Genomic DNA, 12,745 nt, shown 5'->3' on the forward strand with positions numbered 1-12,745 from the left:
GCGTACGGGATGGGCGCGGTGCGGTTCGGGGTCGGTGACCTGGCCCAGCTCAGGTTTGCGGTGTCGCCGCTGTGGGAGACCGTCGCGAGCCTGCGGGCGGCGGCGGATCCCGGCCGCCATGCCGTCCATCTCCCCTGGATCAAGCAGGCGTTGACCGTCCGGGAGGACCGCGGGGAACTGCTCGCCCGGCTGGCCGGCTTCGTACCGCCCGCCCCGCGGTGCCCGCTGTCCGAGATCGAGGAGGAGCTCGCGCTGCTCGCGGCGCGCCCCGGTCCCGCCGGGGCCCCCGACGCTGTCCTGGCGTGGTGGCGGGCGGCCGTACGACCGCACTGGCCGCGCATCCGCGCGGTCCTGGAGGCGGACATCGCCTACCGGACCCGGCAGTTGGCCGAGGACGGCATCCAGGAGGTGCTCGCCCGCCTGCACCCGGAGGTGCGCTGGACCGGCGACCGACTGGTGTCGCAGGGGCTCCCGGCCGGCGAGGCGCGCCTGGACGGGACCGGGATCACCCTGGTGCCGAGTGCGTTCGCGGCCCGCTGCCGGCTGCTGGAGGGCAGCGGCGGGACGCCGCCGTCCCTGGTCTACCCGGCGCGCGGCGTGGGCACGCTGTGGGAGCGGCACTGCGGTCCGGGAGAGGGGCTGGCCCGGCTGCTCGGCCGCAGCAGGGCGGGGCTGCTCGCCCGGACCAGCTCGCCGGCCACCACCACACAGCTGGCCGTGCGCACCGGTTTGAGCCCGGGCGCCGTTTCGCAGCACCTCGCGGTGTTGCGGGACGCGGGCCTGGTGACGGGTCACCGCTACGGCCGCGAGGTGAACTACAGGGCCACCGACATGGGTCTGGCCCTGCTCGGGGACGGGGACGGGGACAGGGACGGCAGAGCCTGAGCCCCACCGGCCCCCCACGCCCCACCGGGCCGCACCGGGCCGCACCGGGCCGCACCGGGCCGCACCGGGCAACGCCGAAGGGCGGGGCTCCGTACGGAACCCCGCCCTTCGTCACACCACCCGCACCGGCTTACTGGTGGGGCTTGACGGACTTGTCGACCGGCTCGGTGGTCTTGGTCTCCACCGGCTTGCGCAGCGCGATGTTCAGCTCGCGCAGGCGGGACTCCTCCAGGATGGTGGGCGCGCCCATCATCAGGTCCTGCGCGTTGCCGTTGAGCGGGAAGGCGATGGTCTCGCGGATGTTCGGCTCGTCGGCGAGCAGCATCACGATGCGGTCCACGCCCGGGGCGATGCCACCGTGCGGCGGGGCGCCGAGGCGGAAGGCCCGCAGCATGCCCGCGAACTCGCGCTCGACGGTCTCGGCCTCGTAACCGGCGATCTCGAAGGCCTTCAGCATGACCTCGGGCTCGTGGTTGCGGATGGCGCCGGAGGACAGCTCGATGCCGTTGCAGACGATGTCGTACTGCCACGCCAGGATGTCGAGCGGGTCCTTCTCCTCCAGGTCCTTCATGCCGCCCTGCGGCATGGAGAACGGGTTGTGGGAGAAGTCGATCTTGCCGGTCTCCTCGTCCGCCTCGAACATCGGGAAGTCGACGATCCAGCAGAAGCGGAAGACGTCCTCCTCGAACTGCCCGGCGCGCTTGGAGGCCTCGACGCGGACGCCCGCCATGATCTTGGAGACCTCGTCGAACTCGCCCGCGCCGAAGAACACGGCGTGACCGGCGGCCAGACCGAGGCGCTCGGTGAGGACCTTGACGTTCTCCTCGGTGAGGAACTTGGCGATCGGGCCGGTCAGGCCGCCGTCCTCGCCCACGCGGACCCAGGCCAGACCCTTGGCGCCCAGCGAGATCGCGTACTCGCCGAGGCCGTCGAAGAACTTGCGCGGCTGGGCGGCGGTGTCCGGGACGGCCAGGGCGCGCACGTGCTTGCCGGCGAACGCCTTGAACTCCGAGCCCTCGAACACGTCGGTGATGTCGACGAGCTCCAGCTTGGAACGCAGGTCGGGCTTGTCGTTGCCGTACTTCATCATCGACTCGCGGAAGGGGATCCGCGGGAACGGCGAGGTGACCGGGCGGCCCTTGCCGAACTCGGTGAAGATCTCCGTCATCAGCCGCTCGATCGGCTGGAAGACGTCCTCCTGCTCGACGAAGGACATCTCGACGTCGAGCTGGTAGAACTCGCCCGGCGAACGGTCGGCGCGGGCGTCCTCGTCGCGGAAGCAGGGCGCGATCTGGAAGTACCGGTCGAAGCCGGAGATCATCAGCAGCTGCTTGAACTGCTGCGGCGCCTGCGGGAGCGCGTAGAACTTGCCCGGGTTCAGGCGGGACGGGACGACGAAGTCACGGGCGCCCTCGGGGGAGGTCGCGGTGAGGATCGGGGTCGCCATCTCGTTGAAGCCGAGGGCCACCATCTTGGAGCGGATGGAGGCGATGACGGCCGAGCGCAGCATGATGTTGCGGTGCATGCGCTCGCGGCGCAGGTCGAGGAAGCGGTACTCCAGACGGCGCTCCTCGTTCACCCCGTCGTCGGTGTTGATGGTGAAGGGCAGCGGGGCAGCGGCGCCGAGCACCTCGACCGAGGTGACCTCGACCTCGATGTCGCCGGTGGCGAGCTCGGGGTTGACGTTGTCCGCGCCGCGGGAGACGACCTTGCCGTCGATGCGGACGACGGTCTCCTTGGTGACGCTGCTGAGCGCCTCGTTCGCGGCCGTGCCGGGACGGGCGACGAGCTGCGTGATGCCGTAGTGGTCACGCAGATCGATGAAGAGGATGCCGCCCAGGTCTCGACGATTGTGCAGCCAGCCGCTCAGCCGGACGTCGGAGGCGACGTCGGAGGCACGAAGCTCGCCGCACGTGTGGGACCTGTACCGATGCATCAGTCATCCAGTTCTACGTGATACCAGGGTGGATTCAACCGTCCCAAGGTTACCGTCCGGGGCGGGAGCCCGTGCGGGCCCGCTCGCCGGGGCCCTGACCGGGTCCCTCGCCGGGGTGGTGAACAGGCACGCCAGGCGGATGACCTGTAAAGATGACCGGGTGCGCACAGAGGACGTCCTGGCCGCCATCGCGACCGGTTTGTGGCGATGGGACAACGCCTCCGGGACGGTCACCCTCGACAGCGAGGCCGCCCGGCTGCTCGGGCTGCCCGCCGAGCCCGTCGCGCTCCCCGAGGTCGCCGTGCGCTCGCGCTTCCACCCGGTGGACTGGAACGAGATCAACGGCATCGTGAACCTCGCGGTCGCCGAGGGCACCCTCGCCGAGGCCCGGCTGCGGATCATGGACGAGGACGGGCGCGTGCTGCGCACCGTACGGAGCCGCTCGAAGCCGCTGGAGAACCGCACCGCGGACGGCCGCCTCGACTACGAGCTGATCGGCACCATCCAGGAGATAGCCGAGGCCCAGCCCGGCACCACGGCCGTGCACACCCCCATCACCGGCGACTGGCGCCGCTCGCGCGAGGCGTTCCTGCTGGACGCCGGGCGGGCGCTGGCCGAGGCCCGCTCCACCGCCGAGGTGCTGCGGGTGGCGGCCTCCCTGTCCATGCCGGGGTTCATCCCCGACGGGCTGGCCGTCTTCGGGGTGTCCGGCGACCGGCTGTCGATCATCGGGCACCACGGGCACGATCCCGGGGACGAGGGCCCCTTCGCGGACATGCCGGTGCAGACCGACTACCCGGCCGCGGAGGTCGTCCGCACCGGGCGGGCGATCTACCTCCCGAGCCCGGAGGACTACAAGCGGCGCTTTCCGGCCACCTGGCCCCTCGCCCAGCGCTTCGGCCGGATCTCCTGGGCCTTCCTGCCGCTGATCGTCGCGGGACGCACCATGGGCGCCTGGATGGCCGCGTTCAAGCACCCGGTGTCCTTCTCCCCCGACGAGCGCTCCGTCCTGACGACGGTGGCCCGGATGCTCGCGCAGGCGCTCCAGCGGGCCGGCGTGGCCGAATCCGAGCGGGAGCTCACCACGGGCCTCCAGCGGTCGATGATGCCGCAGCTCGGCCCCGAGATCCCCGGGATGACCCTCGCCGCACGCTACGTACCGACCGGCGGCGGGCTCCAGGTCGGCGGCGACTGGTACGACATGATCCCGCTGCCGTCGGGACGGTTCGCGCTGGTCATCGGCGATGTCCAGGGCCACGATGTCCGGGCGGCCGGCCTCATGGGCCAGCTCCGGATCGCGGTGCGCGCGTACGCCTCCGAGGGCCACCGGCCCGACGCGGTGCTCTCGCGCGCCTCCCGGTTCCTGGCGGGCCTGTGCTCGGAGCAGGACACGGGGCCGGGCAGGAGCGGCGACACGAGCGGGTACTCCGACTTCCAGAGCCCGCGCTTCGCGACCTGCCTGTACGTGGAGTGCGATCCGCAGACCGGCCTGCTGGAGGTGGCCCGCGCCGGGCACCCCGACCCGGCGGTGCGGATGGCCGACGGCACGGTCCTGATGCGGCCCACGGCGGGCGGGCTGCCGCTCGGCATCGTGCCGGACACCGACTACCCGACGACGCGGTTCACCCTGGAACCCGGCGAGACGATGATGCTCTGCACCGACGGGCTGATCGAGACGGGCGGGCACGACCTCGACACGGGCTGGGCCCGGCTGCGGGCCATCCTGGAGTCGGAGACCCCGTACGACGCGCAGTACGACGACCAGAACGCCGCCCCGGAGCCGCGCCACCTGGAACGGCTGGCCGACCTGCTGGTCCAGGCGGTGCACGGCCCGTCCTCCCACCACACCACCGGACCGCTGGCCGACCGGCGCGAGGACGACATCGCCGTCGTCCTGCTCTGCCGCGAGGGCGAGGGCTGCGGCTGCGAGACCCCGCTGCTGCACCCGTCGCGGCCGGCCCGGCGCACGATGACGACCGTCGCCCAGGCGGAGCCGGAGCGGGTCGCCGGGGTCCGCCAGCAGATCCGCGAGCTGCTGCACGACTGGGCGGACCCGGAGCAGGTCGACGCGGCGGTGCTGATGGTCTCCGAGATGGTGACGAACGTACTGGTCCACACGGACGGGGACGCGCTGCTGATCGCCGAGGCGGTGGGCGAGCTCGGCTCGCGCCGGCTGCGGGTGGAGGTGGCGGACGGCTCCGACGAGCTGCCGCACAAGCGCCACCCGGGCGAGATGGCGTCGAGCGGGCGGGGCGTCCTGCTGCTGGAGATGCTGGCGGACGACTGGGGCGTCGACCCGCGCGGCGAGGGCAAGTCCACGTGGTTCGTCCTGAACGAGCGTTCCAAACCCGAACCCGACCCGCTGGACTGACCGCCGGGCGGCGGGCTCTGCCCGTGTTTGTATGAGTTGTGCCGACAACTCCCCTGCTGCCCGAGCCCGTACGCCGACTCGCCGCCTGGTGCGTCGTCGTCCTCCTCGTCACCGCCGCGCTCGCCCTCGTGGTGTGGCTGTGCGCCGTCTTCCGCACGGTGGTCACGCCCGTTCTGCTCGCCGTGCTCGGCACCGCCCTGCTCGGCCCGATGCACCGGCGGCTGGTCGCCATGAAGGTCAACCGCTCGCTCGCCGCGGCCCTCACCTGCCTCACCGTGGCCGCCGTGGTCGGCGGGGCCGGCTACATCGTGGTCCTCGCGCTCATCGAGACCGGCGACCAGATCATCGACTCCCTGCGGAAGGCCGGCGAGGACCTCGCGAAGCACTTCGGGGCGCTCGGCACCTCCCTGGAGGACGTGGCCGAGAACTCCAAGGAGCTGCTCGCCAAATTCGGCGGAACGGCCGCCTCGGGCGTGGTCACCGGGCTCAGCGTGGTCGCGACGATGCTCGCGACGGCCCTGCTGGCCATGGTGCTGATCTTCTTCTTCCTCCGCGACTCCGACCGGTCCGTGAGCACCCTGCGCTCGATGGTGCCGAGCCGCTCGGGCGACCTGATGGAGGCGATGGGGCGGCGCGCGTACGAGGCCGTCGAGGGCTTCATGCGCGGGACCACCTTCGTGGCCCTGGTCGACGCCGTGCTCATCGGCGCGGGTCTGCTGATCCTGCGGGTCCCGGGCGCCGTGGGGCTGGCCGCGCTGGTCTTCGTGACCGCCTACATCCCCTACCTCGGCGCCTTCCTCTCCGGCGCCGTGGCCGTCCTCGTCGCCCTCGCCGACCGCGGCTGGGTGGTCGGCCTGTGGGCGCTGGGCGTGGTGCTCGCGGTCCAGATGATCGAGGGGTACATCCTCCAGCCCATGGTGCAGAGCCGCACCGTGCAGATGCACCCGGCGGTGGTGATGCTCTCGATCACGGCCGGGGCGAGCGTCGCCGGCATCCTCGGGATGCTGCTGGCCGTACCGCTGACCGCGGCCTTCTTCGGGGTGGTCTCGGAGCTGCGCTCCCGGTACGCGGCGGAGGCCTGAGCCTCAGTACGAGCCTCGGTACGAGGAGACCAGGCGTGACAGGTGACGGCCCGCGAGGAGGAGCGGGGTCCGGCTCCGGGTGACCTGGGAGGTCATCTCGGCGCCCTCCAGGGTGTTGATCACGGTGACCGCCAGCTCGCGCGCCTCCGCCTCCGGGTGGCCGCAGGCCAGGAGCTTCGCGGCGACGAGCTGCTGCCAGTTCGCGAAGGCCTGGGCGCAGGCGGCCTGGAGCTCCGGCAGACGGCCGACCGATTCCAGCGCGGTGGTCGTCACGGGGCAGCCGTCGCGCCAGTCGGACGCTTCGAGCGCCTCGGCGAGCAGCTCCGCGACGGCCTCCAGGGCACGCGCCGGGTCCGCGTGGGCGGACAGCCCGAAGCGCAGGGCCTCGGCGAACTCCTCGTCGCCGAAGTGGATCGCGGCGACCGCGAGCTCCTGCTTGCCTCCGGGGAAGAAGTGGTACAGCGAGCCGAGGGTCGCCTCCGCCTCGCGGACGAGCTGCTTGACCGGCGTGTTCTCGTACCCGCCGTGCTGGAGGAGGCGCGAGGCGGTGCGGACCAGCCGCTCCCGCGTCCCGAGTCCGTCCGCCGCCGTCTTCACCTCTGTTGCTGCTGCTGCCATGGGAGCCACTCTATCCCGGGAACTAGATAGAGCGTTCGTTCTAGTGCGTGCTACGTTCGTTCCCGAGCGCTGGATAGAGCGTTCGTTTTAGAGCCGCAGGCATCGACCCGAGGAGAGCTCTGCCATGAACCAGGTCACGCACCAGGACACGAACCCGGCCCCGCAGCAGGCCTCGCAGCAGGTCACCGTCATCGGACTCGGCCCCATGGGCCGGGCCATGGCCGCCGCCTACCTGGACGCCGGGTACGAGGTCACCGTCTGGAACCGCAGCCCCGGCAAGGACACCGAGCTCGTGGCGCGCGGTGCCCGGCGGGCCGGCAGCGCCGCCGACGCGGTCGCCGCGAGCGAGCTGACCGTGCTCAGCCTCATCGACGTGGACGCCATGTACACGGCCCTCGGTGACGCCGACCTCGGCGGCCGGGTCCTGGCCAACCTGTCCTCCGACGTACCCGACAAGGCCCGGGCCGCCGCCCGCTGGGCGCAGGAGCGCGGGGCCTCGTACCTCACCGGCGGGGTCAACGTCCCGCCGACCGGCATCGGCCAGAAGGGCTCGTCCGTCTTCATCAGCGGACCCGAGGACGTCTACGCCGCCCACCGCACGGCGCTCGACCTGCTCGCCGACACCGACTACCGGGGCGCCGACGCCGGGTACGCGCAGCTCTACTACCAGCTCAACATGATCATGTTCTGGACCGCGTACACCGGCTGGTACCAGGCCCTCGCCGTGGCGCAGGCCAACGGCCTGACGGCCGCGGACATCGTGCCGTACGCCGGCTACACGGCCGACACCATGCGCATGTTCTACGAGGGCTCCGCCCCGCTGATCGACGCCGAGGCGCACGAGGGCACGCACGAGCGCCTCGCGATGTGCGCGGCGAGCGTGGAGCACGTCCTGCACACCGCCGCCGACTCCGGCGTGGACACCGGGATCCTGACCGCCCACGCCGACCTCTACCGGCGCGGAGTCGCCGCGGGCTTCGGCGCCGACAGCAGCTCGCGGCTGGTCAGTCTGCTGAGGGGGGCGGCCCCGGCAGCCTGAGGCCGGCGGGGACTTCCCGCTCCGCGATGCCTCGTCAGCGGCGGAGGGCCTCCGCCGGCTGGATGCGGGCCGCGCGCCATGCGGGGTAGAGCCCGGCGACGAGGCCCGTCGCGAGTCCGATGGCCGGCGCCGCTGCCGCGGTCACCGGGTGCACGACCGGGGTCCAGTCGCGGACCACGGCGACGATCACCACGGTCAGGACGCCCAGGGAGGTCCCGACGAGGCCGCCCAGCGCGCCGAGCGCGCCGGACTCCGCGAGGAACTGCACGGTGATGTGGCGGCCGCGCGCACCCAGGGCCCGGCGCAGACCGATCTCTCCCGTGCGCTCCAGGACGGCGACCAGGGTGGTGCTGGCGATGCCGACGGCGCCGATCACCAGGCAGATGGCCGCCAGCAGCAGGAACAGCCGGTTCAGGTCGTCGCCGACCTGGCCCCGGAGCATCTTGGGGTTGGGCGGCGGAACGACCTTGAAGTACTCCGGATGGTCGGGACGCAGCGCCGTGGGGGCCTCGTGCCCGATCTGCTGGGCCGCGCCGAGCCTGGTCGTGACCAGCATCCTCGCTCCGCCCGAGGTGGGCTCGCCCCAGATCCGCTCCGCCGTGGTGCGGGGTACGACGACCGACATCAGCAGGTCGGCCTTTCGTTCCGTGTCGGCGACGATGCCGATGACGGTGAACGGCCGGCCGCCGATGAAGACCGCCGGGTTGGTCTCCAGCGTGGTGATGCCGAGCCGGTCGGCAACTCCCGTACCGATGACGGCGACCGGCGCTTCCTGGTCCGAGGCGTAGGCGTCGTAGAGCCGTCCCTCGGCCAGCCGGGCGCCCGCCGCGGCGAGCACCCCGGGCGAGGCGGCCACGACGTCGGTGGTGCCCTGGGTACGGAGATCCCCGACCACGGCGGAGGTGCTGACGGCTTCCTCCGCGGACAGCCTCACGGGCCAGAACACCCCAGCGTGCTCGACCCCGTTGAGGCGCTCGATCCGTGCGTCGGCGTCCTTCGGGAAGGCGGGCCCGGCGAACTCGTCCCGTTCCTGCGCGATGTCCTCGACGGTCACCTCGGTCGCGCTCAGCGCGTTGAACCGGGTGTCGATCTGTGACGAGGTGGTGGCGGTCAGCCCGAGGATCGCCACGAACGTGCCCACGCCGAGCACCGTCCCGAGGGCGGTGAGCGCCGAGCGGCCGGGCCGCTGGAGCATTCCGGCGAGGGACTCGGAGAGCACGTCGCGCCAGCCGAACACGGAGGGCCGGATGCGGCTGTCACGCCGCGTGCGCCGCAGCGGCCTCACCCGGCCACCCCCGACGCGGCCGGGTCGGAGACGCTCAGCACTCCGTCCCGGATCGTCACCGTGCGCTTGGCACGGGCGGCGACGAGCGGATCGTGGGTGATCACCAGGACCGTCATGCCGTCGGCGTGCAGCCGCTCCAGCAGGGCCAGTACGGAATCCGCGTTCGCCGTGTCGAGGTTCCCGGTCGGTTCGTCGCACAGCAGCAGGGAGGGACGGGTCACCAGCGCGCGGGCGATGGCCACCCGCTGGCGTTCCCCGCCGGACAGCCTCGTGGGCAGCGAGTCGATGCGATGGCCGAGGCCGACCTGCTCCAGCGCATGGCGGGCCCGGGCGCGCCGCTCCCGGCGCGGGGTGCCGTCGTAGACCAGGGCGAGCGTGACGTTCTCCAACGCACTGCGCTGGGGCAGCAGATGGAAGGACTGGAACACGAAGCCGATGCGCAGCCCGCGCAGGGCGGTGCGGTCGGCGTCCCGGAGCGTGCCGGTGTCGATGCCGTCCAGGAGGTACGTTCCGCCGGTGGGCGCGTCCAGCAAGCCGACGATGTTGAGGAACGTGGACTTCCCCGAACCCGACGGACCGACGACCGCGACGAACTCGCCCCGCCCGACGGTCAGATCGCAGGCCCTGAGGGCGGCCACGGGAGGCGGCCCGGGGTAGGTCAGCCCGATCGCGCGGAACTCGATGACGGGCTCGGACGCCGTCAAGGCGAGACCGGTCACGGGGAAGCCTTCTCGCGCGCGACTCCGGTGATCACCCGGTCGCCCCCCGCCAACGCACCGTCCGCCACGGGTGTGACGGCCACGAAACCGTCCCCCGCGGTACCCGCCCGTATCTCCACCCGGCGCCGCTCCCCGCCCTCGGCGAGCACGGTCACGGTGGTGCGGCCGTCGGCCCCGGAGCTGATCGCCGTGATGGGTACGACGAGCGCCTTGCCGTCCGTCGACGCCGCGGTCACGGTGACCCGTACGTCCTGGCCGGTCAGTTCCGGCTTCAGCGGCGCACCCGGGGTGATCTCCACGAGCCACCCGGTCGCCCCCTGGCCACCCGGCGCGGGCGCGGCGTCGGCGCCGGGCTTCGCCTGTCCGGACGAGGGGCCGGCTTCGGAGCGCTTGTCGGAGACGAGCGTGACCTCGCCCTTCGCGGACAGGCCGGTCACCTCGGAGTAGATCTCGGCCGCGCGTCCCGGCTGTATGAGGTCCTTCTGGTACTCGGGGACGACGGCCTGCACCACCAGCTTGCCCGCGGACAGCGTCATCGCGGTACCGGTCGCCTCGCCGCCGACCTTCGCCGCCACCGAGTCCACCCGGGCGGGGAAGCTCTGCAGGAACACCACTTCGGCAGCGGGCAGCTTCGGCCCGGAGGCCGCTTCCGCGGCCGCGAGCTTCTTCCTCGCCTCGGCCAGGTCCTCCTGCGCCCGGCGCACGGCCTTCCCGCCGTCGCCACCGGCCGGACGTACGGCGCCCTCCGCCCCGGAGCCCGGCTTCTCCCCCGGCTTGGACGCCTGCGCCTGCGCACTGCGGGCGTCCTCCAGTGCCCGCAGGGCGGCGGTGACCTGGCTCCGGGCCTCCCCGGCCGGGTCGCCCTCGGCGCCGTTCGCGGACACCGGGGTGTAGCCCACAGCCTTGTAGAAGGAGGTGAGCGCGGCCTTCGTACCGGCGCCGAAGCTGCCCGCGGCGTCGGGCGCCGAGGAATGGCCCAGCGCCTTCAGCGCCTTCTGCACCTGCGCGATGTCGTCACCCGTGGCCCCCGGGCTCAGGTCGCGGTAGACGGGCAGGTTGCCCTCCAGCACGAACACGGGCCGCCCGGACACCTCCATCAGGACCTGTCCCGGCTGCACCGTGTCCCCCGGCCGGACCCGGATCTTGGTGATCACCGGACGCGCGGCACCCACCCCGGCGCTCACCTGGGGAATCACCTCGACCGTCTGGCCCGCGACGACCTGGCCGCGGGTGATGACGGACGAGGTGAGCACCCGGTGCTCGACCGTCGCGGTCAGCACGTCGGGCCGGGGCGCGGCGGCGTCCGCGGCGACCTGCGCCGGCGACTTCACCAGCAGCGCGGCGCCCATCCCCCCGAGCGTGGCGACCACGGCCCCCAGGGCCACGGCCACCACCCACCGGCGACGGCCGGACACGCCGCGCGCCGACTCGGGTGCCGTTTCGGCTACTTCGCGTGCCGTTACGGCCATTTCGGACCCCGGAAGGCCCAGCCGGGCCACGTCGGTCGTCGTGCCCACGTCCTGCGCCATCCGTGTCCTTCTTCGCCTCGCGGGTTTGCGCGGATCAGCCGCCGAGCTGAGTACGAGGGGCACGGGTCTGCTGGCGTCTTCCGGGCCGAGCGCCCAAAGAATAGGACGTAGTTGCGGGTTGGTCCACCGGCTCATCGGCCCGGAACGATCAAGTTCCGGCCATGATCCGGTGCACTGCTCCGCGCTGGCGCGCCGCGTCACCGGAACGCGACACGGCGAAGCCCCGGGCCGGGGGCTTCGCCGTACAGAACTCGGGTCCGAGGGCCGGGGGTCAGTCCTCCGACGCCTCGCCCGTGCCGCGGTGGCCGAGGCCGGTGCGGGCCGTGGTGGGGATGCGGCCCAGGCGGCCCGCCTGGAAGTCGTCGAACGCCTGCTGGAGTTCGTGCTTGCTGTTCATCACGAACGGCCCGTAGTGCGCCATCGGCTCCCGGATCGGCCGGCCGCCGAGCAGGACGATCTCCAGCGCGGGCGCGTTGGAGTCCTGGCCCTCGTCCGCCCGCAGGGTCAGCGAGCCGCCCTCGCCGAAGACCGCGGTCTGCCCGGTGTGGATGGGCCGGCGGTCCTCGCCGACCGAGCCGCGCCCGGCCAGTACGTACGCCAGGGCGTTGAAGTCCTCGCGCCACGGGAGGGTGATCTGCGCGCCGGGTGCGACCGTCGCGTGGATCATCGTGATCGGGGTGTGGGTGATGCCGGGGCCCTGGTGGCCGTCCAGCTCACCGGCGATCACGCGGAGCAGGGCGCCGCCGTCCGGGGTGGAGAGCAGCTGGACCTGGCCGCCGCCGATGTCCTGGTAGCGCGGGGGCATCATCTTGTCGGAGGCGGGGAGGTTCACCCACAGCTGGAGGCCGTGGAAGAGCCCGCCGGACACGACGAGGGACTCCGGCGGGGCCTCGATGTGCAGCAGGCCGCTGCCCGCCGTCATCCACTGGGTGTCGCCGCCGTTGATGACGCCGCCGCCGCCGTTGCTGTCCTGGTGGACGAAGGTTCCGTCGATCAGGTAGGTGACGGTCTCGAAGCCGCGGTGGGGGTGCCACGGGGTGCCCTTGGGCTCGCCCGGGGCGTACTCCACCTCGCCCATCTGGTCCATCATGATGAACGGGTCGAGGTACTGGTAGTTGATCCCGGCGAACGCACGGCGCACCGGGAATCCCTCGCCCTCGAAGCCACCCGGGGCGGTCGTGACGGCCAGCACCTTGCGGGCGGTCGTCTCCTGGGCCGGCTCCCCGACGCGCGGGAGCGTCAACGGGTTCTCCACAGTCACTGCAGGCATGGTCGGAACCT

General features: G+C 72.6%; 10 protein-coding genes. 4 read left to right on the forward strand and 6 right to left on the reverse strand.

Features of this window, described 5'->3' with window-relative positions; all coding sequences use genetic code 11:
* Window positions 1-9: 9 nt before the first annotated feature.
* Window positions 10-885 carry a DUF5937 family protein gene (locus tag OG898_RS11300; RefSeq protein WP_266956559.1) on the forward strand — a complete coding sequence of 292 codons (876 nt, stop codon included), beginning with the start codon at window positions 10-12 and terminating at the stop codon, window positions 883-885.
* Window positions 886-1,015: 130 nt separating this feature from the next.
* Here the strand turns inward: OG898_RS11300 and aspS are convergent, their stop codons facing one another.
* A complete protein-coding gene (aspS, locus tag OG898_RS11305; RefSeq protein ID WP_250738825.1) occupies window positions 1,016-2,821 on the reverse strand; it encodes an aspartate--tRNA ligase in 1,806 nt (601 codons plus the stop codon).
* 160 nt (window positions 2,822-2,981) lie between these two features.
* On the opposite strand from aspS, the gene OG898_RS11310 reads away from it, so the two are divergent.
* On the forward strand, window positions 2,982-5,192 hold the full coding sequence (locus tag OG898_RS11310) for a SpoIIE family protein phosphatase (RefSeq protein WP_266956562.1): 2,211 nt from the start codon (window positions 2,982-2,984) through the stop codon (window positions 5,190-5,192).
* 38 nt (window positions 5,193-5,230) lie between these two features.
* Window positions 5,231-6,274 carry an AI-2E family transporter gene (locus tag OG898_RS11315; RefSeq protein ID WP_266956564.1) on the forward strand — a complete coding sequence of 348 codons (1,044 nt, stop codon included), beginning with the start codon at window positions 5,231-5,233 and terminating at the stop codon, window positions 6,272-6,274.
* 3 nt (window positions 6,275-6,277) lie between these two features.
* On the opposite strand, the gene OG898_RS11320 is transcribed toward OG898_RS11315, so the two are convergent.
* Window positions 6,278-6,892, reverse strand: coding sequence for a TetR/AcrR family transcriptional regulator (locus OG898_RS11320; protein WP_250738822.1), 615 nt, complete (start codon window positions 6,890-6,892; stop codon window positions 6,278-6,280).
* Between the two features lie 124 nt (window positions 6,893-7,016).
* Here OG898_RS11320 and OG898_RS11325 point away from each other — a divergent pair, with 124 nt between their 5' ends.
* The gene (locus OG898_RS11325) at window positions 7,017-7,931 is read left to right on the forward strand and encodes an NAD(P)-dependent oxidoreductase (RefSeq protein ID WP_250738821.1); all 915 of its coding nucleotides are present in this window, start codon (window positions 7,017-7,019) and stop codon (window positions 7,929-7,931) included.
* Window positions 7,932-7,965: 34 nt separating this feature from the next.
* Here OG898_RS11325 and OG898_RS11330 read toward each other — a convergent pair whose 3' ends face one another.
* The 4 genes from OG898_RS11330 to OG898_RS11345 all read right to left on the reverse strand — a co-directional run bounded on the left by OG898_RS11330 (window position 7,966) and on the right by OG898_RS11345 (window position 12,734).
* Entirely contained in the window at window positions 7,966-9,126 is a 1,161-nt protein-coding gene (locus OG898_RS11330) for an ABC transporter permease (protein WP_266960192.1), read from the reverse strand.
* Between the two features lie 86 nt (window positions 9,127-9,212).
* Window positions 9,213-9,920 (reverse strand): ABC transporter ATP-binding protein, encoded by a 708-nt coding sequence (locus OG898_RS11335; protein ID WP_266960194.1) that lies wholly within the window; start codon window positions 9,918-9,920, stop codon window positions 9,213-9,215.
* 11 nt (window positions 9,921-9,931) lie between these two features.
* Window positions 9,932-11,464 (reverse strand): peptidoglycan-binding protein, encoded by a 1,533-nt coding sequence (locus OG898_RS11340; RefSeq protein WP_266956567.1) that lies wholly within the window; start codon window positions 11,462-11,464, stop codon window positions 9,932-9,934.
* A gap of 271 nt (window positions 11,465-11,735) precedes the next feature.
* Window positions 11,736-12,734: a pirin family protein gene (locus OG898_RS11345; RefSeq protein ID WP_250738819.1), complete on the reverse strand. Its 999-nt coding sequence runs from the start codon at window positions 12,732-12,734 to the stop codon at window positions 11,736-11,738.
* Window positions 12,735-12,745: the final 11 nt, after the last annotated feature.

This window comes from Streptomyces sp. NBC_00193 (assembly GCF_026342735.1).
GTDB classification, from domain to species: domain Bacteria; phylum Actinomycetota; class Actinomycetes; order Streptomycetales; family Streptomycetaceae; genus Streptomyces; species Streptomyces stoeckheimensis.